18 protein-coding genes are annotated in these 25300 nt (G+C 53.3%); 6 read left to right on the top strand and 12 right to left on the bottom strand.

Translation table 11 applies throughout. The features are described from left to right. Nucleotides 1-42: 42 nt before the first annotated feature. The 5 genes from M0651_RS01015 to M0651_RS00995 all read right to left on the bottom strand — a co-directional run bounded on the left by M0651_RS01015 (nt 43) and on the right by M0651_RS00995 (nt 11611). A complete protein-coding gene (locus tag M0651_RS01015; protein ID WP_248549999.1) occupies nt 43-1878 on the bottom strand; it encodes an ABC transporter ATP-binding protein in 1836 nt (611 codons plus the stop codon). Next, nucleotides 1875-3593, bottom strand: coding sequence for an ABC transporter ATP-binding protein (locus tag M0651_RS01010; protein ID WP_248550292.1), 1719 nt, complete (start codon nt 3591-3593; stop codon nt 1875-1877). Before M0651_RS01010 ends, M0651_RS01015 begins: the two co-directional genes overlap by 4 nt. A 228-nt stretch (nt 3594-3821) precedes the next feature. Then, nucleotides 3822-8420: a glutamate synthase large subunit gene (gene gltB, locus M0651_RS01005; RefSeq protein WP_248550291.1), complete on the bottom strand. Its 4599-nt coding sequence runs from the start codon at nt 8418-8420 to the stop codon at nt 3822-3824. Nucleotides 8421-8779: 359 nt separating this feature from the next. Beyond that, the gene (locus M0651_RS01000; RefSeq protein WP_248549998.1) at nt 8780-10969 is read right to left on the bottom strand and encodes a YhgE/Pip domain-containing protein; all 2190 of its coding nucleotides are present in this window, start codon (nt 10967-10969) and stop codon (nt 8780-8782) included. Nucleotides 10970-11023: 54 nt separating this feature from the next. Continuing rightward, nucleotides 11024-11611 (bottom strand): TetR/AcrR family transcriptional regulator, encoded by a 588-nt coding sequence (locus M0651_RS00995; protein WP_248549997.1) that lies wholly within the window; start codon nt 11609-11611, stop codon nt 11024-11026. A gap of 305 nt (nt 11612-11916) precedes the next feature. On the opposite strand from M0651_RS00995, the gene M0651_RS00990 reads away from it, so the two are divergent. After that, complete coding sequence (locus M0651_RS00990; RefSeq protein WP_248549996.1) at nt 11917-13098, top strand: MGDG synthase family glycosyltransferase; 1182 nt, start codon at nt 11917-11919, stop codon at nt 13096-13098. Here M0651_RS00990 and thpR read toward each other — a convergent pair. Next, a complete protein-coding gene (gene thpR, locus M0651_RS00985) occupies nt 13095-13661 on the bottom strand; it encodes an RNA 2',3'-cyclic phosphodiesterase (protein WP_248549995.1) in 567 nt (188 codons plus the stop codon). The genes M0651_RS00990 and thpR overlap by 4 nt on opposite strands. A gap of 156 nt (nt 13662-13817) precedes the next feature. Here thpR and M0651_RS00980 point away from each other — a divergent pair, with 156 nt between their 5' ends. Further along, the gene (locus tag M0651_RS00980) at nt 13818-15515 is read left to right on the top strand and encodes a methyl-accepting chemotaxis protein (protein ID WP_248549994.1); all 1698 of its coding nucleotides are present in this window, start codon (nt 13818-13820) and stop codon (nt 15513-15515) included. A gap of 82 nt (nt 15516-15597) precedes the next feature. Here M0651_RS00980 and M0651_RS00975 read toward each other — a convergent pair whose 3' ends face one another. Next, nucleotides 15598-16062 (bottom strand): Dps family protein, encoded by a 465-nt coding sequence (locus M0651_RS00975; RefSeq protein WP_282577680.1) that lies wholly within the window; start codon nt 16060-16062, stop codon nt 15598-15600. 253 nt (nt 16063-16315) lie between these two features. Beyond that, the gene (locus M0651_RS00970) at nt 16316-16699 is read right to left on the bottom strand and encodes a DivIVA domain-containing protein (RefSeq protein ID WP_248549992.1); all 384 of its coding nucleotides are present in this window, start codon (nt 16697-16699) and stop codon (nt 16316-16318) included. 185 nt (nt 16700-16884) lie between these two features. Here M0651_RS00970 and M0651_RS00965 point away from each other — a divergent pair, with 185 nt between their 5' ends. Next, nucleotides 16885-17859, top strand: a complete 975-nt coding sequence (locus tag M0651_RS00965) for an MraY family glycosyltransferase (RefSeq protein WP_282577705.1) — start codon at nt 16885-16887, stop codon at nt 17857-17859. A gap of 130 nt (nt 17860-17989) precedes the next feature. On the opposite strand, the gene M0651_RS00960 is transcribed toward M0651_RS00965, so the two are convergent. Then, nucleotides 17990-18202: a twin-arginine translocase TatA/TatE family subunit gene (locus M0651_RS00960; RefSeq protein WP_248549990.1), complete on the bottom strand. Its 213-nt coding sequence runs from the start codon at nt 18200-18202 to the stop codon at nt 17990-17992. Nucleotides 18203-18379: 177 nt separating this feature from the next. Here M0651_RS00960 and ytaF point away from each other — a divergent pair, with 177 nt between their 5' ends. From ytaF to M0651_RS00945, 3 genes are all read left to right on the top strand, one after another. Next, a complete protein-coding gene (ytaF, locus tag M0651_RS00955) occupies nt 18380-18994 on the top strand; it encodes a sporulation membrane protein YtaF (RefSeq protein ID WP_248549989.1) in 615 nt (204 codons plus the stop codon). A gap of 129 nt (nt 18995-19123) precedes the next feature. Beyond that, nucleotides 19124-20071: a hypothetical protein gene (locus M0651_RS00950; RefSeq protein WP_248549988.1), complete on the top strand. Its 948-nt coding sequence runs from the start codon at nt 19124-19126 to the stop codon at nt 20069-20071. A gap of 68 nt (nt 20072-20139) precedes the next feature. After that, the gene (locus tag M0651_RS00945) at nt 20140-20382 is read left to right on the top strand and encodes an NHLP leader peptide family RiPP precursor (RefSeq protein WP_248549987.1); all 243 of its coding nucleotides are present in this window, start codon (nt 20140-20142) and stop codon (nt 20380-20382) included. A gap of 77 nt (nt 20383-20459) precedes the next feature. Here M0651_RS00945 and M0651_RS00940 read toward each other — a convergent pair whose 3' ends face one another. From M0651_RS00940 to M0651_RS24020, 3 genes are all read right to left on the bottom strand, one after another. Beyond that, nucleotides 20460-22358 (bottom strand): ATP-binding protein, encoded by a 1899-nt coding sequence (locus M0651_RS00940; RefSeq protein WP_248549986.1) that lies wholly within the window; start codon nt 22356-22358, stop codon nt 20460-20462. A 247-nt stretch (nt 22359-22605) separates the two neighbouring features. After that, nucleotides 22606-23925, bottom strand: a complete 1320-nt coding sequence (locus M0651_RS00935) for an MFS transporter (RefSeq protein WP_248549985.1) — start codon at nt 23923-23925, stop codon at nt 22606-22608. A gap of 89 nt (nt 23926-24014) precedes the next feature. Then, nucleotides 24015-25166 (bottom strand): winged helix-turn-helix domain-containing protein, encoded by a 1152-nt coding sequence (locus M0651_RS24020; protein WP_282577678.1) that lies wholly within the window; start codon nt 25164-25166, stop codon nt 24015-24017. Nucleotides 25167-25300: the final 134 nt, after the last annotated feature.

The raw sequence follows: 25300 nt of genomic DNA, 5'->3' as shown, positions 1-25300 counted from the left end.
GCCCAGCTGCGATTACCCGCTGCTAGTTGCCGCCCACCGAGTTCACGCCCCTCCGGCCTGCGACTCATCGCCGTACCATAACTGACGGAAGCTGGCGCTAGAGGCGAGCAGCTGCTCCGCCGTGCCTTCGGCTTCAATCGTGCCATCCTTCAGCACGATGATATGGTCCGCGTGCGAGAGCGCGGCCTTGCGGTGCGACACCACGAGGCAGGTCGCCTGGCCTCGTGTCTGGAACAACCGCTCCCACAGCTTACGTTCGGTTTCGACGTCGAGCGCGCTCGAAAGGTCGTCGAACACGTACAGCTGTGCCTCGCGCACGAGCATCCGGGCGGCCGCGGTCCGCTGGACCTGGCCGCCGGAGAGCTTGACGCCGCGCGGCCCGACCATCGTGTCGAGGCCGTGTGCCAGATGCGCCACGTCGTCCTCCATGACGGCGACGTGCAGCGCCTGCGTCAGGCTGTCCCCGGTCTCGGGCAGCCCGAGTAGGATGTTGTTCCTCAGCTTGTCGCTGTAGAGGCGCGGGATCTGCGCCGTATACGCGCTTTGCGGCGGAACGAAGAAGTCGGCTGGCGTGCGGACATGGCGGCCGTTCCAGCGGATCTCGCCGGCCTCCGCCGGCAGCAGGCCAAGCAGGGCCCGCAGCAGCGTGGTCTTGCCCGAGCCAATCATGCCGGTGACGACCGTAAACGAGCCGCGCGGAAGGCGCAGGCTGATGTTCTCGATGCCCCGGCCGGTCTCCGGATAGCGATACGTTAGTCCGTTCGCCTCCAGCAACCGCAGCGGCTCCGCCGGAAGGCTGATAGAAGCGCCCGACGGTCCCGAACTGGAGACGACTGGCCTGGTCAGAGAAGCTTGCTCCGTGTGATCAGCGTCCGTCTCCTTACGTTTGCCAATGCCGATGTAGGCCGGAAGCGTCAGCAGCTTAGCGGGCGCGCCCTGCAGCATTTGCTTCAATCGAGTGAAGCTGATAGCCATTTGCTTATAGAACGTCATGAAGTTGCCAACGTTTGAAATCAATTGGGTGACGAAGGTCAAGTAGTAGATGAACAACGACAAGTCCCCAACGGAAAACGATCCGCTGCGCATCTTATAACCGGCCAACACTAGGATCAAGCCGGTTCCGAGGTTGACGGAGTTCGTAAACACGGAGGACAGCGATTCGGTGATCAGCTTATCCTTGACCATCATTTTGCGTCGTTCGTCGCTTAAACGTTCGAACCGACGGACGATCCGCCCTTCCGCCCCGGCGACCTGGATGGCCTGAACATTCGCGAACATCTCGCTGATCGAGCCGGTAACCTTCGCCGTGGCGGCGCGGCTCGCGGCCCGGTACTTCTGGATACGCGCCGTGGCGATTTGCGCCGCCGTAACGACCAGAATCAGCGGCACGAAGACGAAGAACGTCAGCTGCGCATCGATCGAAATCAGGATATAACTGGACACGGCGACAAACCCGATCAGGCCAAACATATCAACCGACCAGCTCATCGCTTCCTCGGTTTGGTCCACGTCGTCGCGGAAATTGCTGATCGCTTCCCCCGGCGAGCAAGGAATCGCTTTGGCGCCGGGCTCCTTAAGCACGTGGGCCAGCATATTCCGCCGGAGCAGCATGCTGACCCGGAAGCGGTAGCCTCCATCCGTCCAGCAGCCTACGGCGATCAGTATGATACGCGCCAGCGCCACGCCGACAAACAGCGCCATCAGCCCTTCGACTCCGTACGGGAAGTCTGCGCTGCCCTCCAAATCATCGAAGAATGCCTTCGTAATCAGCCCTGGAAGCAGCGGAACCATATGGATGACCATCCAGGAGAACAGGTTCGCGAAATAATAAGCCGGACGATACAGCAGCAGCCTCCAGAAAAAATGTCGCGTGTTCATGCCAATACCTCCTCTAGGCCAACAGACAACATCCGACTGAACCTTGACCCCGGATCCGCGGCTAAATCAGCGCGTGGCCCATATTCCACAATTCGCCCGCTCTCCAAAATGAGGATCTGATCGGCGCGTTGTACCGTCGATAATCGATGCGCGATCATGATGCACGTCCTTGATTCCAACAGCCGGTTGATCGCCGTCTCAATCCGGTTCTCGGTCAACGGGTCGAGGCGTGAACTGGCTTCGTCCAGGATGACCAGACCCGGGTTGGTCAAGAACACCCGGGCAAACGCAAGCAGCTGCGCTTCGCCTGCCGACAGGCTGCCTCCACCCGAGGAGAGCACGGTGTCCAGTCCGTCAGGCAAGGCGAAGTACCACTCCTGCAATCCCAATTCCTTCAGTACGTCGATGATGTCCTCGTCCCGAATGCGTTCATCAAACAAAGCCAGGTTATCACGAACGGTGCCTTCCATAATCTCGATATTTTGCGTCACCATCGCGACCCCGCTGCGAAGCTCCTGCAGCTTACAGTTGCGGATGTCAATTCCCGACAGCTCGATCTTGCCCTGCTGAGGATCGTAGAACCGCAGCAACAGCCGCGCCAGTGTAGATTTGCCACTGCCGGTGCGTCCAAGCAGACCCAGCGTCTCCCCCGGCTTCAGCATCAGATCCAGCTCATGCAGCGTGGGTTCCCCGTCCTCCTCATAGGCGAACGTCATCCGGTCGAATTTTACGGACAACGGTCCCTGAGGGAGCGGCGCACCCGGACCGTCCGTAATGCGCGGCTTTGTATTCAGCAGGTCGCGGACTCGAATCAGGCTGGCGTCGGCTTTTTGCAGATCATCCAGTTGGGTCCGGATTTTCTCGATCGGCTGGGCCAGCAGCTCCGTATAATAGAACACGAGGTAGATCGAACCGATGGTCAGCTCGCCTCGTCTCCATAACCAGGCGCAGACCAGGAAGGCGGCAGCATTACCCAATGCGAACACCAGGATCGTTGTCCCCCACATCATCCCGAAGCCCAGCGAGGCGCGTATGCGTACCGGCAGCATCCGCCGCGCCATCGCATAAAATCGTTCCAGCACATAGCCGGCGGCCCCGTTCGCCCGAGTATCCTCCGTACCTTCCAGCTGTTCGCCGATAAACCCGTAAAGCTCGGCATTTTGCGCCCGCCATTTGGTCCAGACCGGGACGGTAAACTGGCGAATCTTACGGATGATAAAGATCGCGCCGACGACGAACAAGCTCATCGCTAAGCCAATCCAGACGCTTTCACGAAATAACAGCACCAGGATCCCCGTCATCAGCAGCAAATTGCCGAGCAAGTGGATTAAGAAGCTGGAGAAGAAATTAGCCAGCGCATTGACGTCGCCGTCCACCCTTTCGATCAACGCACCGGAAGTATTCGATTTGTGGAACGACATATCCAGCGACAGGCAATGTTTGACGAGGTCCGCCCGCAGCTTGTTGGTTGTGGTCCAGCCGAGGTTCTCGCTGAAGTAGGACGCGCAGACGGAAACCAACTGCTGGCTCAAGGAGAAGCCGATGAAGAGTCCAGCCGCAATATACAGGGGCTTCAAACTTCCTTCCCCTTGAGCAGTATCGATAAAATAACGAATGACCTGCGGATTGGTCAACTGCAAAGCGATCGAGATCAACAGCAACGCGGTCATTTTGAGCAGCAGCTTGCGCTGCGTAAACACGTATTTCGCCAGCATCTCCCGATAATGGCCCAGCGGCTTCGTCCTTCGATTACCGCCTTGCGTAGCATAAGTTGGTTCTGCCAAGGGCTGCCCCTCTCCTTCCGCAACCGAATTTCTAATATTCTCCAGATTATTGTATACAAAAACATATGTTCGTACAACTTATTTATTTCTATCAAAAATGCCGCCTCGTTGTCATAACTAGACAAACGGGCGGCTCTTTTGTTTGAAGTTTGTTTCAGATTAATTGTTACCGGCGCGGGCCAACTCGCGTGCATTTGCTTCAAAGGCAGCCAGCAGTGCGGCTTCGCCCTTCAAGCCCTCGTCTTCCACTTTACGGATTTGCTCCAGCATCCGCTTGTAATCCTTCGGAATGACGCGAACGAACTTCGGCAGGTACTCTTTCCACCGGTCCAGCACACGGCGTCCAACCGTACTATCGGTGTACAGAAGGTGGCGGCTGATCAACATCCGCAGTTGATCCCCTTCCGCCGGATCCTCCACCGCTTCCAGCAGCACCATTTCCAGGTTGCAGCGGCTGGCGAAGTCGCCGCTCTCGTCGAGCACATAAGCGATCCCGCCGGACATTCCGGCGGCAAAGTTTCGCCCTGTTCCGCCTAAGACGACGACACGTCCGCCGGTCATATATTCACAGCCATGGTCGCCGACGCCTTCCACAACGACGTTGGCACCCGAGTTACGAACCGCAAACCGTTCCCCCGCGATCCCGCGGATGTACGCTTCTCCGCCCGTTGCTCCATAGAACGACGTATTCCCGATGATAATGTTCTCCTCTGCAGCGAATGTTGCGCGCGGCGACGGCTTAACGATTACTTTCCCGCCGGATAATCCTTTGCCGGTGTAATCGTTGGCATCGCCTTCAATGGTGAGCGTCATGCCTTTCGGTACGAATGCCCCAAAGCTTTGACCCGCCGAACCCTCGAAATGGAACGTGATCGTATCTTCCGGCAGTCCCTGTTGCCCATAACGGCGGGTGACTTCGCTCCCCACGATCGTCCCGGTCGCCCGGTTCACGTTGCAGATTGGCAGTCTAGCGCTGACCGCTTCGCCCTTCTCCAACGCGGGCAGAGCCAGGCGCATCAGCTGCGCCATATCCAACGTCTCCTCCAACCCATGGTTCTGCTGCTTCGTGCAGTAGCGGTTGCTGCCTTCCGGCAGCTCCGGCATATGCAGCAGCGAGCTGAGATCGACGCCTTGCTTCTTCCAATGATCAACCGCATGGACCGTACCCAGGCAGTCCGTACGTCCGATCATCTCTTCCAGGGTACGGAAGCCCAGCTCCGCCATCCATTCGCGCAAATCTTCGGCCACGAAGGTCATAAAGTTGACGACGTGCTGCGGATCGCCGGTGAAGTTCTTGCGCAGCTCCGGATTTTGCGTCGCTACGCCGACCGGGCATGTATCGAGATGGCAGACGCGCATCATGATACAGCCAACCGCCACCAGCGGTGCGGTCGAGAAGCCGTATTCCTCGGCGCCGAGCAGTACGGCGACGGCGAGGTCGCGGCCGTTCAGGATCTTGCCGTCGGTTTCCAGTACGACGCGATCGCGCAGATTATTCAGCACCAGCGTTTGATGCGTTTCGGCCAGCCCCAGCTCCCAAGGCAGACCCGCGTGACGGATCGAGCTTTGCGGTGAGGCCCCGGTCCCCCCGTCATAGCCGCTGACCAGGATGACATCGGCGCGGCCTTTGGCTACGCCGGCGGCGATCGTTCCGACCCCGGCTTCCGAAACCAGCTTGACGTTGATGCGGGCCCGCGGGTTCGCGTTCTTCAGATCATAAATCAGCTCCGCCAAATCCTCGATCGAATAGATATCATGGTGCGGCGGCGGCGAGATCAGGCCGACACCCGGCGTCGAGCCACGTACTTCCGCTACCCAAGGATACACCTTGCGACCTGGCAGTTGACCGCCTTCGCCCGGTTTAGCCCCTTGGGCCATCTTGATCTGGATTTCGTCGGCATTCACCAGGTAGTTCGACGTGACGCCAAAACGTCCCGACGCCACTTGCTTGATCGCACTGCGGCGCAGATCGCCGTTTGCATCCGGTACATAACGCGCCGGATCCTCGCCGCCTTCGCCGGTGTTGCTCTTGCCGCCGATGCGGTTCATCGCGATTGCGATCGTCTCATGCGCTTCTTTGCTGATCGAACCGAAGGACATCGCCCCGGTCTTGAAGCGGCGCATGATCGAAGCTGCCGATTCCACTTCTTCCAGTGGTACTTTCGGTCCAACTGGCTTGAGCTCCAGCAGAGAGCGCAGGGTCAAATGCTTCTTATTCTCCCCTTGCACCAGCGCGGCGAACTTCTTATACAGCGGATAATCACCTGTCCGGACGGCCTGTTGCAGTAAATGCACGGTCTGCGGATTGAACAGATGCTCTTCCCCGCCGCTGCGCCATTGGTATTCCCCGATGGAATCCAACACCTTGTCGCTGCCATCCTTGTCCGTGAACGCCCGGAAATGGTGGGCCAACGTTTCGACCGCCACTTCCTTCAAACCGATGCCCCCGATCCGCGACGGCGTCCAAGTGAAATAACGGTCTACGAACGACGGCTCCAAGCCAACCGCTTCGAAGATTTGCGCCCCACGGTACGATTGAATGGTCGAGATCCCCATTTTGGACAATGTTTTGACGACCCCTTTGGTCGCAGCCTTGATGAAGTTATACACCGCTTTTTCATGCGAAACTCCCTGCAGCAAACGCTGACCAATCATATCCTTCAACGTCTCGAACGCCAGATACGGATTCACTGCACTAACGCCGTAGCCGAGTAATAGCGCAAAATGATGCACCTCGCGCGGTTCGCCTGATTCCAGCAGCAGACTGACCTTGGTCCGCGTCTCCTCGCGGATGAGATGGTGATGCAGGCAGGATACCGCGAGCAGAGCCGGGATGGCTGCGTTCTCTGCATCCATGCCGCGATCGGACAAGATCAGAATGTTATGACCTTTGGCGATCACACGATCGGCCGCTTCGCATAACGTATCCAGCGCTTTTCGCAGCCCTTCCGCCCCTTCAGCGGCCGGGAACAGGATGGGTATCGTGATCGCCTTGAAGCCTGGCCGGTGCAGATGGCGGATCTTTGCGAAATCCTCATTGGACAAGATTGGCGAATCCAAGCGGATTTGCCGGCAGCTTTCCGGCTCCGGTTGGAGCAGATTGCGCTCCGGTCCGATCGTCGTTGCAGTCGAGGTGACCAACTCCTCGCGGATCGCATCGATCGGCGGGTTAGTGACCTGCGCAAACATCTGCTTGAAGTAGTTGTACAAGCGCTGCGGCTGCTCCGACAATACGGCGAGCGGCGCATCGTAGCCCATCGAAGCGATATTTTCCTGACCGGTCAAGGCCATCGGCTCAAGCACTTTCCGAAGATCTTCATACGTATATCCGAACGCCATTTGGCGGCGCGCTATATCTTCATGGCTTTCCAGTGGCAGCTCCTTCGCTTCCGGAAGGTCTTCCAGCTCAACGAGATGCTCATCCAGCCACTCGCGGTAGGGGTTCTCGCGAGCAATTGCCGATTTCACTTCCTCGTCGGAAATGATCCGGCCTTCCCGCGTGTCGACAAGCAGCATGCGGCCCGGACGCAAACGGTCCTTGTAAAGCACATCCTCCGCCGGAATGTCGAGGACGCCAACCTCCGAGGAGAGGACGATCAAATCGTCTTTCGTCACGTAATAACGCGACGGACGTAAGCCGTTCCGGTCCAGGATGGCCCCGATCTGAATCCCGTCGGTAAAACCCATCGCCGCAGGCCCGTCCCATGGCTCCATCATCGTGCTGTGATACTCGTAGAAAGCCTGTTTCTCCGGGTCGATGTCCTCCCGGCCGACCCATGGTTCAGGCACCATCATCATGGCCACGTGCGGCAAGGAGCGTCCACTTAGATACAAGAATTCAAAGGTGTTATCGAACATCGCCGTATCCGAACCGTCCGGATTGATGATTGGCTTGACCTTCTCCAAATCGTTTCCAAATGCTTCGCTCTCGAACATCGACTGGCGGGCATGCATCCAGTTCACGTTGCCGCGCAAGGTGTTGATCTCGCCGTTATGAATCATAAAGCGGTACGGATGCGCCCGCTCCCAGCTTGGGAACGTATTCGTACTGAAGCGCGAATGCACCATCGCGATCGCCGATTCCAACGTCTCGTCCCGCAAGTCCAGATAGAACTGCCCCACCTGCTCTGTCGTCAGCATCCCTTTGTAAACGACCTTACGGCAAGACAGGCTGGATACGTAAAAAGCATCTCCATGCTCTTCGCCGCTGTAACGAATCGCAAGTTCAGCTCGGCGCCGGATCACGTACAGCTTGCGTTCAAAGTCCAAATCGTCTTGGAGATCCGCAGAACGCCCGATGAACACCTGGCGGACGAACGGCTTCGCCGCTTTAGCCGAATGGCCCAGCGTATCATCGCTGGTCGGCACCGTGCGGAAACCGAGGACACATTGCCCTTCCGCCTCGGCAATACGAACGAGTTCCTCTTCTTGTTTGGCCCGAGCCGTTTCGTCATGCGGCAGGAACAACATGCCAACGCCATACTGTCCCGCATCCGGCAGAGCGAATCCAAGTTTTGTCGCTTCGGCGGCAAAAAAACGGTGCGGGATTTGCAGTAAAATACCTGCGCCATCCCCTGAGTTTGGTTCACTGCCTTGACCACCCCGGTGTTCCATGTTCGCCAGCATGGTCAGCGCCTGGCTGACGATATCATGGGAGGTTTTCCCTTTGATATGGGCCACGAAGCCCATGCCGCAAGCGTCCTTTTCGAAAGCGGGATCATAAAGTCCCTGCTTGGGAGGTATAACGGTATGTTTCATCATCTGACGCAACCTTTCTATTTAGAGGTAGTTCAACATCATAAGCGAATAAAAATGGATCAGATCTCATGCCTTGCCACTGTGCCGGATAAGCCCGGATCAATCTTTCTTACTATTCTAACGGAAAATGTCACATCTGTTTTTGCATTATATTCTCTTTATTTTGCACTATTGATTAGAACTTTTTGGCCCTGACAGGGCGGTTTTGCCACGAAAGCGTCACCATATGAAGCGTTGTTGTTGTCCTGCTTGGCTCTTTGCACCATTATCCCTTTTGTTAAGGGAGCAGCTCCCGATGCAAAAAAAAAGATCCGCCCCCGGTTATCCGGAAGAGCGGATCTTTTAATTGATGAATACGATTAATGCGATTGCACGCTCAGGTTGGCTTCGGGACTAACGTCCACGCTGCGTTCATGACGCATGAAGTACACTAGCGTTATTGCCAGGAATACGACACCAAACGCGGCCAGTAAGCCGATGTTCTCCCAAGCGATCGGCATATCGCCGGTTGAGATCACCGCCTTGAAGCCTTTGACGCTGTACGTCATCGGCAAGATCGGGTTGAAGGCTTTCATCCAGTTCGGAATCAGCTCGAGCGGGAAGGTCCCCGCACTGGTCGTCAACTGGAAGATCAGCATCAGGATCGCCAAGAACCGCCCCGGGTTCTCCAACCAGGTCACCAGCGCTTGTATGATGAACATGTAACACAAGCTGGTGATAAAGGCGAATAGATAGAAAAGCGGAACGCTCTTGACCTCAAGCCCCAGTCCGTACAGGACCAGTCCGACGGCCAGCAGGGACTGAATAAGGCTCATGCCGGCAAAAGCCATCGTGCGGCTTACAAAACGGTTCCAACCGCTGGCTTCCGCCACCGAGGTTCCCCGCACCGGTACGACCAGCGTCGAAATCAATGCTCCAACGAACAAGCCAAGAGATAAGAAGTAAGGAGCAAACCCTGTGCCGTAGTTAGGCACTTCATTTACCTTCTGCTCATTGATTTCGATCGGCTCGGCATACATGTTCACGAGCGCGTCCGTCTTCTTCACGCCGGACGTTTGTACAGCCGCATCGGTCAGCTTCGAGGCCAACTCACCCGAACCTTCCGTCAGTTGATCCATGCCGTTCTTCAACTCGCCGGCGCCAGCGTCCAGCTGCTTCGAACCGTCAGCTAACGTGCCTACGCCGCCGGATAATTGCTCAACGCCGCCAAGCAGTTGTTTTGCGCCTGCGCTAAGCTGTCCGGCACCGTTTGCGAGCTTCTGCCCGCCGGCTTTCGCTTCCGACAGCTTGCTGCCGAACAGCTCAAGGCCGCTCGCCAGCTGCTCCTGGCCCGCGTTCAATTGCGATGTGCCTTGAAACAGCTGCTCTTGGCCAGCTGTCAACTGCTGTCCGCCATGAACCAGCTGTTGCTGCGCACTATGCAGGTTCTGGCTGCCCTGCAGCAGCTGCTGGTTCGCTTGGTGCAGGTGTTCGCTACCTTGGGCCACCGCTTTGCTGGCGGCGATCAGTTGCTGAACCGCAGCATTCTTCGCCAGCTCCGGATTGGCTTGGGCAAGCTGCTCCAGCCCTTGCGCCACGCCGGTTGCCCCTGCGGCCACTTTCGCGCTGCCTTGGACCGACGATTCCAATCCGGTTTGCAGTTGGGCGCTGCCTTGCTCGGACGCCTCTAAGCCGGCTTGCAACTTCTTCGCGCCTTCCAGCGACGATTGAAGGCCGGCCTGCAGCTTCGTACCGCCTTGATGCGCCTCTTTTGCCCCATTCTCCAACTGTTGATTTGCCGCTTCCAGCTGCGTCAAGCCGCCAGCCAAGCTGCCGGCCCCGGCTTTGACCTCATTGATGCCTTGGTACAGCGATTGCGTGCCTTTCTCCAGCGGCGCAACGCCGTTCTCCAGTTTCATCGTGCCATCAACCAGTTTGGCCAGATTCTCCTTCAGCTTCTTCGTGCCGTCGTCCAGCTTGGCTGCCCCGTCATTAAGGGTGCTGGCGCCGCTGCCGGCATCGCTGAGACCGCCGGAGATTTTTTCCACCTGATCAAACAGGGTTTCTGTATAAGCTTCCGTTACCTTCGCGGAAACTTTCGATTTAATTTCCTTAACTGCCGTTCCGCCGATTTGGGCGGCGAGGAAGTTATAACCTTCGTTTGGCTCGAAGATCAGCTGCGCCGGCGTTGGATTCTCATCCATCAGCGTGGTCGCTTGCGACGAGAAATTGTCTGGAATCACGATGGTCATGTAGTAGTCATTGTTCTTCATTCCGGTTTCCGCTTGCTCACGGGTGACGAATTTCCACTGGAAATCGTCGCTCTTCTTCAGCTCGGTGACGAGATCCTCACCGGCTTTGAGCTCTTTCCCCTCATACTGCGCTCCCTGATCCTCGTTCACCACCGCAACCGGCAGTTCGTTCATCTTCCCGTACGGATCCCAGAAGGCCGTCAGGAACATGCCGCTGTACAGAACGGGGATGAACAGCACGACCAGAATCGGGATGAATACTTTAGGATTCTTGAAGGTAGCTCCCATATCCTTGAAAAATACGCTTAATGATTTCATTTTTGCTTTCTCTCCCCTTGGTGGCTTCTTTCTCTACTTATTGATAGGTACCGCTTATGCTCTCGCTGGCAGAAGTAAGCCTCCCGCCAGAAAATCGCGGATAAACTCCTTGATTTGTTCTTTGCTCAAAGGCTCATTGTTTTTGTTCCAGTCCGACGTTATCGCGATATACAACTTAAACACGACGAAAGCGACCAGCTTGGGATCAAACGAGCGGATCTCTTCCCGTCTGGCTGCCCGGGACAGATGGCGCTCCAAGTACTCCAGGATCGCGTTCTCTACTTGCTCCAAGCCCTCTCGGGCTTTAGGGGTGCCGAAATCACGTACCTCTTGGGATAACTTGATCAGGAGCTCATGCTCGCCGCGGAATTCCAGCAGCGCATCCATCGCCCGGTGCAAGTTCTCGAAGAAAGGCTTCTCTTCGTCAATCTCCGGTTCGATGACCCGTTTCATTTCCGTGATGACGGAACGCAAGATCTCATCAAACAGCTCCTCCTTGTTCGTGAAGAAGGTGTAGATCGTTCCTTTGGCCACATTCGCAATTTTCGCCACATGGTCCATCGTCGTTGCTTTGTAGCCGAATAATGCAAAGGACTTTTCTGCCGCTTCGACTACGAGTTTACGGCGATCTACCACAGCCATCCTTGTCACCTCCCTGTTTTGGATTAATCAAATCTCATTTTCGAGCCAAAAATGACTAAAATCCAGTTTCGGTCATTTGGTCAATCCATACTTTACTCCTCCCGCATCCGAAATGCAAGATGTTTTTTCAAGTTCTTTCATTCATTTTCATCTGCTTGTCCGACGCTTCTCCGCAGGCTGTCTCACCCCGACCTAAGTCCAGTCGACTCACCCGTCCCCAGCCTCTTTAAGCTGGCATATAAACAACATAAACTTAGTATCAGAGGCAATGAATCGGAACTCCCTTGAAAGCAGGTGAAATAAACATGCGAAAAAGAAGAGTGTTAATTTTATCAGAGGGCTTTGGAAGTGGACATACGCAAGCCGGACATGCGCTGGCGGCAGGGTTGAAACGGATGGATCCGCAAATTCGGACGAAGGTGCTGGAGCTGGGCTCGTTTCTGAATCCGACGGTGGCGCCGCTGATTCTCTCCGCATACCGAATGACGGTCAATACCAGTCCCGCGTTGGTTGGCTTATTTTATCGACACAAATACGAGAAGCCGGTAGGTCGGTTAGCCCGTCTGGCCTTGCACAAAATGTTCTATCAGCACGCGGCCGACGTCATCGCTCAACTTCGACCCGATCTGATCGTCTGTACGCATCCGATTCCAAGCGCCATCATCTCCTACCTGAAGCTGGCCGCAGGTCTGGACGTACCGCTTTGTACGCTCATCACGGACTATGATGCCCACGGTTCCTGGATGAGTCCCGGGGTGGACCAGTATCTCGTCTCCGCGCCTGAAGTCAAGGCGCTGCTCGTTCAGCGCGGCGTTGCCCCTTACAAGGTACAGGTCACGGGTATTCCCGTGCACCCGGATTTTTGGAGCAAGCAGGAGAAGACGTCCGCCCGGGAAGATTTGGGGCTGAAACAGATGCCAACCGCCCTCGTCATGGGCGGCGGCTGGGGTTTGCTGTTTAGCGAGGAGCTGCTGGCCAAATTGGCGGCTTGGCGCGAGAAGATTCAGATCGTCTGCTGCATGGGCAGCAACGAGAAGCTCGCCGTTAAATTGCGTGCCCACCCGGCCCTGCAGCATCCGAATATCAAAGTGATCGGTTTTACGCGGGAGATCGGCAAATGGATGGATGCCTCCGACCTTCTCATCACTAAACCCGGAGGGATGACCTGCACCGAAGGGATGGCCAAAGGCATTCCGATGTTGTTCTTCGAATCGATCCCCGGCCAGGAGGAGAAAAACCGCGAATATTTCGTCCAGCGCGGCTTTGGCGCGAATTTGGATTCGCCGGACGTGCTGGACGACTGGTTTGATATCATTCACGGCCGGCACGCTGCCGTCAGCCAGGCCGATCCGGAGTCGGCAGCCCGGCAAGACGGCTATCGGCCCGACCGATGCGCAGGCGCCGTCATCAGCTTGCTTCATCCTTCAGCCGCACCGGCCCGCGTGCGCCTGCAGACGGCCGGCCCGGCCGAGCAGCGGGCCAACTAGGTCAGCATCGCCGAACCGACCACCTCGTACATCGGGCGCTCATGCATATGCGTCCGATAGATGACCAGGCGGTCGGCCGTCCAGGCGCCGAATTCCGGCATGGTCTTCAGCGCCTGAGGATCCAACCTTGCCCCTTCCGGGTACTTCCGGGCCAGCGTAATATGCGGGCTAAATCGCCGCTCTTCCGGTACAAAGCCTAGGTCGCGGTTCTCCGTTGTCACGCGCTGATGCAGTCCTTCCAGCCTGGCCACTTCACCGCGGATGCCGGCCCAAAGCACGCTGGGACTCGCCGGACGTCCGAAGGTACCGACCCCTGCCGCTTCCAAGCCAAACGGAGCCATCCCCATCGCCGCCCGCTCCAGCGAAGCCGTCAAATCCTCCAGGCGTTTCGGCGAGGTATCTCCCAGAAACTGCACGGTAATATGATAATCCTCGGCATGCACCCATTTTTTGAATGGCAGCGTTGTCTTCTGCTCCCTGCACCAGGCCTCCAGCTTTTGTTTGACCTCCTGAGGAAGAGGTACCGCGATAAACAATCGCCATTTCCCATCATTTTCTGACATTCCCTGTCATCTCCTGTGATATTTTTCTCTATTTATTCATTTTTTTCGACAAAATGAAGTGCGATTGATTACATCCCGCTAATTTATTCTCTATATAATGTGTCTTAGTGCTACTTACATATACAGTCATCAAACTTAATTGACGGGAGATGGAATATGAGCTTTTCACAAAAAATTACCTCCGTACTGATTGGACTGCTCATCCTGGTCGGTTCGCTGATCGGGTTATTTGGTTATCAGGTGACGTATCGCCAGGTCGAGAAATCCGTGGGGATCGAAACGGTGGGCTGCGCCAATATTACGACCGGGCTCGTTGACCCGGAAGCCGTCGCACGGCTCGCCGAAGGGGATCGTTCGGGCCTTGCGGAGCTCGAGAAGCGATTAAACTGGACAGTCGAGCACAAGCCGTTGTTTAAAGAAGTGTTCCTAATGTCGCTGGACGGCACCATTCTCGCCGCTGATCAGAACCTCCAGAGCCGGGGATACAAAGCCGGAGACGCATTTTACTTCAGTGAGCAGGACCGGGACATGATTCTCCAAATGAAACATTCCGTGTATACGAAGGTGTATTCGTTTGACGGAACGAAGCTGCTCAGCGGATATGGCCCGATTTATAAAAATCACGATCCGAATCAAGAAATTATCGGTTTGATGGTCATCAACTTCGACGCTTCCATTATCGGTGAAAGAACGCGCGACATCCTACTCGTGCCTTTCATCATCGGAGCCGGTGTTCTGGTCGCCGCAGTCGTGTTCGTATATTTCTTCATCCACCGGATGATTCGTCCGCTGGAAACGTTGTCCAATCAGGTCGAGCGGGTAGCACTCGGTGATTTGACCGTTCAGGCGGCTCTCCTTGACAGCCAGGACGAGATCGGCAAACTGACGCGCAATTTCGCGAAGATGGTGGATAACTTGCGGCAATTAATCGCCGAAGTGAACGACACGTCGATGCAGGTTGCTTCCTCTTCGCAGGAGCTGTCCGCCAGCGCGCAGCAAACCGGAAAAGCCAGCGAACAGACCGTGGAAATTACCTTGTCCCTAGCCGAAGGGGCGGAGCGGCAACTGCAAAACCTGGAATCCGGATCATCGATGCTTCGCGACATGTCTGAACGTATCGGACGAATTTCTCGCCACGCCGAAGGCGTCTCCGCATCGGCACAGCAGGTTTCCGCTGCATCGGTCAAAGGGGGACAAGCCATCGAGTCCGGAGTGGAACAGATGGCGACTATGGAGGCCAAAATCGTTCGCCTCTCCGCCATCATCGAGGAGTTGGGTAACCATTCCAAAGAGGTGCAGAGCATCCTCGACATCATGACCGATATTGCAGCCGAAACGAACTTACTTGCGTTAAACGCTTCGATCGAAGCGGCACGTGCTGGCGAATACGGCAGCGGGTTTGCCGTCGTTGCTTCCTCGGTCCGCAAGCTGGCGGAACGTTCCGCTGCATCGGCGCAGCAGATCGGCGAGCTCGTCGCCCACATTGTCGGGCAGGTGGATCTCACCGGCAATGCAATGGACGAGACCGTCCGCGAAACGAAACGTGGGGCCGATCTGGTGCGGAGCGCCGGAGCTTCCTTTGCGGAGATCAAAGCCTCGGCGCAATTCACGGCGGAGTCGATTGCCGATGTCAGCGATGGGGTCCGGCTTTTATCCGACAGCTCGCAGAGGCTGGTCCAGTCCATCGATGAAATCGTCCGATTTGCGGGCGATACGGCGATCAGCGCACAGAACATGTCGGCGTCCTCCGAGGAGCAGTTGGCCGCCATGCAGGAGGTCGACGCTTCGGCCAGCTTCCTGTCCGGTTTGTCGGAGAAGCTTCACGCCCTGATTGAGCGCTTCAAAGTCGTTTGACGCAGCTAATAAAAAAAGACCTTACCCGATAAGCACTTCTTCTGCTTCGGGCAAGGTCTTTCTCATTTATCCGGGGATAGCCTTATTTGCCAAGATAGGCATTCAGCATCCAGCGATGTTTCTCGAGCGAGGAAACGATACCAAGCAGCAGGTCGCCGGTAGCTTCGTCTTCCGCTCTTGCCGCTGCTTCCATGCCGTCTTTCAGCTCGCCGTCCAATTTCTCGAAATCGGCGATCACCGCAGCCACCATCTCATCAGCGGATTCCTTGCCACTAGCTTCAGAAATACTCGCAAGTGCAAGGGATTCGCGCAGGGTTGCCACTGGTGTGCCACCAATTGCCAGCAGGCGTTCGGCGATATCGTCGATATAACCTGCCGCTTCGTTGTAGAAGGATTCAAATTTCTCGTGGAGCGTAAAGAAGTTCGGGCCTTTAACGAACCAGTGGAAATTGTGCAGTTTCGTGTACAACACTGTCCAGTTTGCGATTTGCAGGTTCAGTTGTTTTTGCAGCTCTTGATCCGCTTGAGTCATAGTTTGGTTTGCCATCGTTATTTCCTCCATTCACCATATCAAAATATAAAGTAGCTATCTGTCTGATGCCTCATGATTGAATTACTTAAATTTAGACTAAATCTAAATCTTGTTTATATCATACCACTCTGCTTTCAGAGATGCAACCATTTGCTTCATGAACATCATGTGAAAATCCAAACCATCATCAGGTCTATTCTGTACCTCTTACGCCCTACATATGCAAAGAACCGAACCGGGCCACATCATCCGGTTCGGTTCTTTGCAATTACCGTTCGCCGCGGAGATGCAGTTTAAACTGCTCCAGGCTTCGCTCCATTTGGCGAATGCCATCCTCCACCAGCCTGCGGTCCACCGCATTCTCCAGATCAAACTGAGGTTTGCGGGCGGCCATGACCTTCTTTTCCTCTTCCCAATAGGCTTGCCGACGCTGGATTTCTTTATATTTGTCCAGCAGATCGGTAATGATATCGTAGAAGCGCTCATAATCGACGATAATGTCATCGAGGAATCGGTCGACTTCCTCCTTATCGTAGCCCCGCATTTTGGCGTCGAAATCTTTTTCGTGAATGGAGAGCGCATCCAGTTTGATCCCTAGCTGCCGAAACAGGTTTTTTTGATCCTCCAGTTTGCGCGCGTATTCGTCTTGCATTCCAAATCCCTCCGTACCTGCCTAAAAAGGTTATAAAACGCTTTTTCCTTGCAAAAGCAATCGTATCTACTATAATGTACCACATTTTTGGCCTTCCGTTCATCTTCACGGTATGCGGCGAGTGATTCAAGTATTCGACAATGTCCGAATTTCTTTCTATAATAGTCATTAGCTGAGTCTAACATCTGGTGGTGAGTAGCATTTTATACTTATTAACTTTTCTGTTATCGTTCCTGATCGTGTATTTTCTGATTCCGCCGCTCGGTAAGTTGGCTTTCCGCCTCGACTTCGTGGACAAACCCCGTGCGGACGTCGAGCGCAAAATCCATCGCCAACCGATCCCGCTGACGGCAAGCTATGCCATATTTATCGGGTTCTTCGCTTCGTATCTGCTGTTCACGCGGAACTTCTCCTGGGAGACAGGCGCATTGTTTGTCGGCGGTGTGCTGCTGCTGGCCATCGGTACGATCGATGACTGGTACAAAACGAAAGGCAAGGATTTCCCGGCGCTGCCTAAGCTGATCGTACAGGTATCTGCAGCTGTCCTGGTATATGCGGCTGGAATTACCTTTAGCGGCTTCGTTAATCCATTTAGCGGTGATTACGTCCTGCTTCCAGCGTGGCTCCAGTTCGTATTAACGATCCTGTGGATCTTTGGCGTTACTACCGTGATCAACTTCTCGGACGGCTTGGATGGCTTGGCCGGGGGATTGTCCGCCATTTCTGCAGTCACGTTGTTTGTGGTGGCCTTGACCAAAGGGCAAACCAACTCCGCTATGCTGTCGATCGCCCTCATCGGGGTGACGCTGGCCTACTTGCGGTACAACAAGCCGCCGGCTAAGGTATTTATGGGTGATGCCGGGGCGACCTTCCTAGGATTTATGTTAGCCGTGATTGCACTGGACGGCGCGTTTAAACAAGCGACGATCTTGTCCTTATTTATTCCAGTGCTTGCCCTCGGCGTACCGATATTCGATAATCTGTTTGTTGTGATCAAACGGATGCTGCAGGGGAAATCACCATATGTAGCGGATGCCAGCCAAGTGCATTACCGGCTGCTCCGGGCAGGGCTAAATCAGAAGCAGGTCGTCATGTTCCTGTATTTGATCAGTACCTGCCTGGGATTATCGTCCATCATTCTTCTACTGCTTCAGGTCTAACGATCTGTCTTCAAGTCGTTTAAGCAAACATAACGCGTGCTCGGGTTTCTTCCCGCAGGCACGCGTTTTTTATTGCTTCCGAATCTCAAAAAAAGAAAAAAGACCCCCGAAGGCGTCTTATCTAGTCGTATTAAGAAGATTTATTCGTTTCTGTCGCAGGTTGAATTTCTGTGGCTTGCGGCTTCTCGTCTTCGAGGATATCCCCGCGTGCGCCTCTCTTAAATTCCTTGAGCATCGTGCCGAAACTACGGCCCAGTTCCGGAAGCTTGCTGGGACCAAATAGTAAAAGCGCCGCGATCACTAGAAGCAGCAAATGGGTCGGACGCAACAAGTTTTCAAGCACATTTATCACTCCCAAACATTATCTTTGTGGTCATTATACTACTTTATTGGATGTAATGGAAACCCTTTATCGACAGTTCCGGCTTTCTCCTCGGACAAGATGACCGCTCGGCCCATAAACCAATTCCCTTCTCTGGGCATATGCTGTGTCATCATGTATTGCAAAGGAGCGAACATCATGGGTTCTTACAGTCTGTTGGCTGTCATCGCCATTGGACTCGCGTCCAACCTGGATAATGCGGGAGTCGGGATTGCCTATGGGGTACGAAAAATCCGCATTCCATGGTACTCCAATCTGGCCATCGCCATCATCTCTTTTTTGGCCACTCTGGTGTCGGGTTTTTTCGGAAGCTGGTTATCTTCGTGGATCCATCCTTGGATCGGGCAATTGTTAGGTACGGTTGTGATCGTTGGGGTAGGGGTTTGGGTATTGCTGCAGCCGTTCCTGGAGAAGAAGATCACCTCCGTTCAGGAGGAGGATGTGAATCCGCTAACGCGCTTGCTGCGGAATCCAGAAGAAGCGGACAAGGACAGCTCCAAATCCATTAACTTGGGGGAATCCGTTGTTCTGGGGATTGCTTTGGCCATGAATGCGTTAGCCGGCGGTTTCAACGCCGGGATTACCCATCTGAACGTCTGGTATACTTCCTTGTCCGTCGGTTTGTTCAGCTATTTGCTGCTGGCTGCCTGCGCCGGCTTTGGCGAGAAATTCGCCGCGGAGAAGTTCGGAAACCGGGCCACCGTCATCTCCGGATTGCTGTTAATTCTGATCGGCATCCATCAACTCTTCTAAACTATCGCAGCGTCAAACTTATTAGCCTCTTTCTTCTAGAAAGGGGCTTTGTTGGTTTTCCTTCAAACTACCTAATCTACAAATTCTCCTATATAATGTAGAGGATGGTTCCGAGATGAAGGAGGGAAAATGGAAGTGGATTGGTTAAGCCGCTTTGAACAGGACTTGAGCATAGCGTTCGAAGACTCCGAACGCATTCTAATGGAGATGCCGGAAGAATTCCGGGAACAGGCAATCAACTACTTGGATCGACTTCGACTCTTAAAAAATGCAGGATCTACAAACTACATCTGCTACTTGCTAGCGTTCTGGCTGCAAGAAGTCGCGAAGGTCAAACCGGAGGATAGTCGCCGATTTACCGTCGCCATGATTTTCGTAATGATGTATTACCATCTGATTGATGAGGTAATGGACGATCCGAATGCGGGCGATAAACGGAAGTTGCCGCTGGCCAATCTTCTTCAGCTGGAGTTTTGGAAGATTTATAGCAGTTACTTTCCTGCATCTTCCCCTTTCTGGATAAGTTACCGAAAGTATACCGCCGAATGGGCGCAAGTGGTGGCTCTTGAAAACCAAATAGATTTCTTCCAGGTAGAGCCCGTTCGAATTGCCCATAAAGCTTCTCCGGTAAAGCTGACGGTTGCCGGTATGCTGATGCTAAGTGCCAAAGAGGAACTGCTGTCTGACTTTGAAAAGGCGGTAGACATGGTATTAGTTACATTGCAAATGTTGGATGATTGGGAGGACTGGGAGAAGGATCTTCGCGAAGGCAGCTATAATGCGCTCATCTCCCATGTACAACGCGAACTGGAGATCCCTAAGGACCGCAGGCCAAATCATGAGGAGATGAAACATGCTATTTATGCGAGGGATACCCTTCTCTCCTATGCGGAACGAACGGATCATAACGCAGCCGTCCTTCACTCAACCGCACCTGCTCTCCCCTATTTGATAGACTTTCATGACTATCTCCGGAATAGTCTCACGCAAGGGGCGAAGAGCCTGCGGGAAGAGCGAGAGCTGTTGGCTCAGGGCGGATTAATATATTGGCTGTCGAAGAATAAGAACCTCTCCTAGCACATAGTCGAATTCCATGTTATAGTAATAAGGAAAAAATAACTATTTTTATGAGAAAGGGTGATCTTATGACAACAGGAGCTCTCCTTCAAACGCAAGTCGTCGAAAAAGCATGGCAAGACCCAAGCTTTAAAGCAAAGTTGCTTGCCGACCCGAAAGCCGCAATCCAGGAGGCACTGGGTGTAATTCTCCCGGATCACATCAAGATTAAGACCGTCGAAGAAAGTTCTGACGAATTTTATGTTGTGTTGCCGACAAAACCAGAGAATGTAGTGAAAAGCGATGTAAAACCAGCTGGTGCTTGGTTCTAACCTTTTAGACGACCTCACAGAGTGAGAAGGTTAAAGCCGGAGGAGCAGGGAATGATTAGCAATATTACTAGTACCCCCTAATTTGCGGAGGGAAACTGGATAATCGCTTCCGTCCCTGCTCCTTTTTTGCTCTTAAAATTGATCTCGCCATCCATCACCTCGATAATCCGGAACGTCACCATCAACCCCAGCCCGGTTCCCTTCGTTTTATTGGAGAAATAAGGCTCGCCTAATCTAGCCAACACTTCATCGTCCATGCCCTCTCCGTTATCCTTAATATGTATCACAACATGACCGTCTTTTTCATAACCCCAGATTTGAATATCTCCTTCGCCTCTAAGCGCTTCGATGCTATTCTTGATAATATTGATGAAAGCTTGTTTGAATTTGGAAGAATTCCCTCTTACATAAAGGTCTTTTGGGATATGGGTAGTAATTTTTCCGCCTTGCAAATTGGCAAGTGGAACTAGGATACCTTCAATATGAATAAATTCATCAAGCACGTTCAATTCCGTAATTTTCCCACCTTCCGGCTTAGCAAAGGTCAGAAAATCAGTAATAATTCCAGACGCGCGGTCAAGCTCTTCCAACGCCATACTTAAATAAACTTTATCAGCCTGCTGCTGTTTCTCGACTAACAACTGCAGAAATCCGCGGGTAACCTGCAACGGATTACGAACCTCATGGGCCACTGAAGCGGCAAGCTCACTGATGATCTCCATCTTCTCCGAACGCTGCAATTCATTGTTAAACATCTCTAATTGCTTGGAATATTCAACTACCTGTTCATGATTTGCGACAAATCTCCGGCTTAGTATAATGATCAATGAACCGAGAAACCCGATGATTCCCAATTTCCACAGGAATAAAGTATAATACCCTTCATTAAAGAAATACCAAAGCAATTCGCCTACACAGAGGAAGGCGAAAATTAAGAATCCGGCCAATAGAATGACGGCTTCTTTGTTCCCCTTATACACGTTAATTGTTAAGGTGCCTGCCAATATCACAAATTGAGCCACCATGATATAGCCCATGATTTGAACGGTAATAATGGTGTATAGCGTATTAAATAGATCTGCGGAGATCTCATTAAGTATCAGCATCAGAGCGCACAGAATCGAGTACGCAAACACAACCTTTCGCGACCGCCGTATCAAACCTTTGTATCCCGAACCGAAGGTTTGTTCAAAGAAATAAGTAAGGGCTGGAAGCAAGCTAAATAAGGCCAAGTCAAACAATAACATGAGCAACCTACCAGCAATCACAAAGTCAAACAGCCAATAGACAAAGGACGTATAGGTAAGCACGAGTAGTCCGCTTGAAAAAATGACTCCGCATAACGAGAACCACATAGGGATGTGTACATGTTTTAAAAAAAGCGCACAGACCAACATAATTGCAGCAATAAAGACCAATGTGCTGCCCAACACCAGATCCGGAACGTTATCTCTAATGAATTTTTTCATTAATCCCTGATAATCGCCGATTTTTATTGGAGCAAACAGACCAATCTTATAAGTCGCCGAAGTTGACCCAATATAAACCGTTTGATTGGAATTTTCGGCAGTGATCGGAATCACAATGTTGTTGATGGCATAATTAAATAGCCGTTTGGATTCGTATACGCGATCCCCGTCTATCAAAACCACAACATGACTTGCATTTATTTTATCGATAAACAAGATTCGGGAATTGTCCGTCAATTCGGGGAGTTGAAACCTGCTCCACTGTGCCATCCCGCCACTCGGTTTCTCAGGAATTACGTCATCCGCTTTCACGTCTTTCCAAACTTTAAGCGACTTCAGATTGTCCAAGCTTAATTGCGGATCGAACCGATCTGTCCAAGTGATCTGCCAATGATCTATTTGAATGGTATCCGAACCAGGATCATCGTAACCTTTGAATAAAAAGAAGCAAAGTGCCGCAAGGAGCAGCAGAAAAAACGCAATAATGCCTTTTGTCAAAGCCTTCATATAGCACCTCTGCAATTTTGATTAAGAGAACTAGTGCAGGAAATAGAATGAACAATACACATTTCGATATTCTTGCCACAAAAACCTTCAATTATATGGAAATAGTGATAAATATTTTTAGGATAGGCGTGCCACAGTTATTTTACCGTGTATAAGTTGTTTTATCTATGAATGTTTGCAATTTCTATCAAAAAAAACGCAGGAGCTATCTCCTGCGTTCCTAGGTTCGCCTTACAGGCGGACAGATCTATACTCCCTCCGTCGTTCGTTCCACGTCGCTTCGCACAACGGATGCTGTCTCCGCACGCCACAGCACTTTCCCCAGCGCAAGCACCAACAAGCCAAGCGCTCCAATTACTCCACCTAAATATACAAAGGTAGTCCCCGGTCCGATCCTTTCCACCAGAAGCCCGCCGAGCAACGGCGCTACGAACATCACTACTCCTAAGAGGGAGGTTTGGATGCCAAAGACACGACCGACCATTTCCGGGGGCGTTTCTTTCTGCAAGCAATAATTGAAGGTGACGACCACTAACCCATTGCCGACGCCTAAGCCAAATCCCAGCAACAGAATGGGAAATGCCGCACTCCCTGTGGGAATCAATCCCAGACCTCCGACAGCGATACCCATCAACCCGTATCCAGCTCCAAATTTCCAAGCGTAACCCGCCGCCCCTTTATTCCAACGGTTAAGCACCGCAATGACCAACACGGCCCCAATCCCCGCCGCAGCTACCATCCAACTGAGGTAAGCCTCCTTCAGAGGGGCAATTTCTCGAAACAGGCTGGTGAATTGAAAATCGATCATTTGGATGGCAGTCGTCGCCACAAAACCAAACAGCAGCGTTACCAGTAAAAGTCGGGTTTTCAGGATAAAACTTAAGCCTTCGAGCCACATCGTACGCAGGGACGTATCGACTGCAGTTTCCGGAGCGGAGGAGGAAGAACTGGCTGGATTTAGTCCGGCCTTCTTGAATTCGACTTCCGCCTTTTTGATCGTGAGCAGGGTCAGCAAGGAAAGCATACGAAAGCAGGCATTCAGCAGGATGCACCACTCTGGTGTTAATAGCGCCAGTGCAAAGCCGCCGAGCAGCGGACCGGCGATTTTGGAGCCCTGGTTGACGAAGCCATTCAGCGAGGTCGCTTGAAATAGCTGATCTTCCCGAACGATGCTGCGCGTCAACGATTGTTGAGCGGGAATCAGGAACGTTGAGAGGGTGGCTCTCAGTGTCAGCACCGGAAGCAGCCAGAGCATATTCGGAGCCAGTAGAATCAGCAAGGTTAGTACCGCTGTCAGCAGATCGCAAAGGCGCATCAACTTCAACTGGTTGATTCGGTCCGCAGCCACGCCGGCTAGGGAACCGAGCAAGACACTAGGTAGCGCGTTAGTTACGGGAATCAGCGCCAGCATGAGCGGTCCGGCCTCCCAGCGGTATCCCACCAGCACCTGGATGGCCAGCATATCAAACCAATCACCAAATGTCGCCGCTGTATAGGCAGCATATATCCGTGTGAAGATTTTGTTACGAAGTAGGCCGGAAAATCCGGCTTGTACATTGCCCATCATTTACACTCCCCCAAACAAAGCCAGTTTCGAATGAACTAAGCTCAATGTAACGGAGGAATGTCAGAGAATCATCAGAGCGATTGCTCCGATCAACCTAACTCGCCGCGGATGACGGTTTCAAGCGCGTCCGACAACCGGCTTGCACCTATCCGATCCAGTTCCATATCGAATAATTCCTTATACTTACGATGCAGCGCTAATGGAGGCGGGAACATGATGAAATAATGAACGATTCGGTACAGGGAGAGCAATCGGAGCGGCACGAAGCCAGACCGTTCCAGTACAGATAGCCCTTCGTCCAGCAGCTTTTCCGCCTCCGTCCCATCTCCTCGCCGCTGCAGCCATAATCCTTTGACCACTTTATAACTGCCAATCTCTCTTAAGAAAGGCATCTCAGTTAACATCCCATCTTCGATGGCATGCGCCAGCTTCTCGATTTTGCGCTCCGGTGATCCTGCTACAAGATGAGCCAATAGCTCAGAGATCGCGGTTTGCGGAATAAAACTGTCGTAATTCAACTCCGCGATGACGCGATAGCTAAAGCGTAAGCGCTCCAGCGCTTTCATCGGCTCACCGGCTAAGGTATAAATATCCAGGATCGTCAGAATCTCCATCTCCCTGTGATGAGGGGGCGACAGCAATTCCAAGGCAAGCATACGATCGCATACCGGTAAGGCCCGCTCCGGGCTTCCCGACAAGCAGAAGAACAGCAGCAAGTAATACAAGCGGTCCCGCAAATGGACTTCATTCTTATTCAAGAGCGAGTCCAGATCGCCTTGTACAAAATGGATATAAACGGAGTAGTCCGGATCCAGTTTATAGCCAAGCACATCCTGTTGGCGCGCCAGCGTCAGCATCGAACGCCCCTGGCCGTAGAGCTGATATTTGCCGAGAAGAGCTCGCATCGTCTCATGCAGCTCCGGGTCGGCTAGGGTTGGAATAGCCCCCTCCGAAGGGTGCGGAATGGGCAGCACCAGGCTGTAGCCTAAGCCCCGAATCGTTCGGATCTCCAGCCCGTGGAGAGGCTTAAGCTTCTTGCGAAGTCGGTAGATGTGGTCGTCCACCGTACGTTCGACCGGGTATTCCAGCGGCCACACCTTGTCCAGCAACTGCTCTCGGCTGAATGTCCGGCCGGCGTTGCGGTGCAAGAACTGAAACAGCGCGAACTCCTTCGGCAACAGCTCCACCGTAAGGCCTTCTGCGGTGACTTCGTATCGTTCGCTGTTAATATCCATATGCATTGGTGTTCCTTCCTTCCCCGCAACAAATGATCCCCTAATTATAACATCTGTGCGCATAAAAAAGACTCCGGAGAAACGCCAGGCATCGCTGCCCGGCATCCGTCCGGAGTGAACTTCCTTGTATGTCGTTTCCT

The sequence above is a fragment of the Paenibacillus mellifer genome (assembly GCF_023195895.1).
Taxonomy (GTDB): domain Bacteria; phylum Bacillota; class Bacilli; order Paenibacillales; family Paenibacillaceae; genus Fontibacillus; species Fontibacillus mellifer.
This window is presented reverse-complemented; position numbering and strand designations above follow the sequence as displayed.

Excerpts from the sequence above, each read along its gene's own strand:
- M0651_RS01015 (WP_248549999.1), bottom strand. The coding sequence starts at position 1,878 with ATGAACACGCGACATTTTTTCTGGAGGCTGCTGCTGTATCGTCCGGCT.
- M0651_RS00995 (WP_248549997.1), bottom strand. The coding sequence starts at position 11,611 with ATGGCTGTGGTAGATCGCCGTAAACTCGTAGTCGAAGCGGCAGAAAAG.
- M0651_RS00975 (WP_282577680.1), bottom strand. The coding sequence starts at position 16,062 with ATGGCAAACCAAACTATGACTCAAGCGGATCAAGAGCTGCAAAAACAA.
- M0651_RS00935 (WP_248549985.1), bottom strand. The coding sequence starts at position 23,925 with ATGATGGGCAATGTACAAGCCGGATTTTCCGGCCTACTTCGTAACAAA.
- M0651_RS01010 (WP_248550292.1), bottom strand. The coding sequence starts at position 3,593 with ATGCTGGCGAAATACGTGTTTACGCAGCGCAAGCTGCTGCTCAAAATG.
- M0651_RS00970 (WP_248549992.1), bottom strand. The coding sequence starts at position 16,699 with ATGCAAGACGAATACGCGCGCAAACTGGAGGATCAAAAAAACCTGTTT.
- M0651_RS24020 (WP_282577678.1), bottom strand. The coding sequence starts at position 25,166 with ATGCATATGGATATTAACAGCGAACGATACGAAGTCACCGCAGAAGGC.
- M0651_RS00950 (WP_248549988.1), top strand. The coding sequence starts at position 19,124 with ATGGAAGTGGATTGGTTAAGCCGCTTTGAACAGGACTTGAGCATAGCG.
- thpR (WP_248549995.1), bottom strand. The coding sequence starts at position 13,661 with ATGTCAGAAAATGATGGGAAATGGCGATTGTTTATCGCGGTACCTCTT.
- ytaF (WP_248549989.1), top strand. The coding sequence starts at position 18,380 with ATGGGTTCTTACAGTCTGTTGGCTGTCATCGCCATTGGACTCGCGTCC.
- gltB (WP_248550291.1), bottom strand. The coding sequence starts at position 8,420 with ATGAAACATACCGTTATACCTCCCAAGCAGGGACTTTATGATCCCGCT.
- M0651_RS01000 (WP_248549998.1), bottom strand. The coding sequence starts at position 10,969 with ATGAAATCATTAAGCGTATTTTTCAAGGATATGGGAGCTACCTTCAAG.
- M0651_RS00945 (WP_248549987.1), top strand. The coding sequence starts at position 20,140 with ATGACAACAGGAGCTCTCCTTCAAACGCAAGTCGTCGAAAAAGCATGG.
- M0651_RS00980 (WP_248549994.1), top strand. The coding sequence starts at position 13,818 with ATGAGCTTTTCACAAAAAATTACCTCCGTACTGATTGGACTGCTCATC.
- M0651_RS00940 (WP_248549986.1), bottom strand. The coding sequence starts at position 22,358 with ATGAAGGCTTTGACAAAAGGCATTATTGCGTTTTTTCTGCTGCTCCTT.
- M0651_RS00990 (WP_248549996.1), top strand. The coding sequence starts at position 11,917 with ATGCGAAAAAGAAGAGTGTTAATTTTATCAGAGGGCTTTGGAAGTGGA.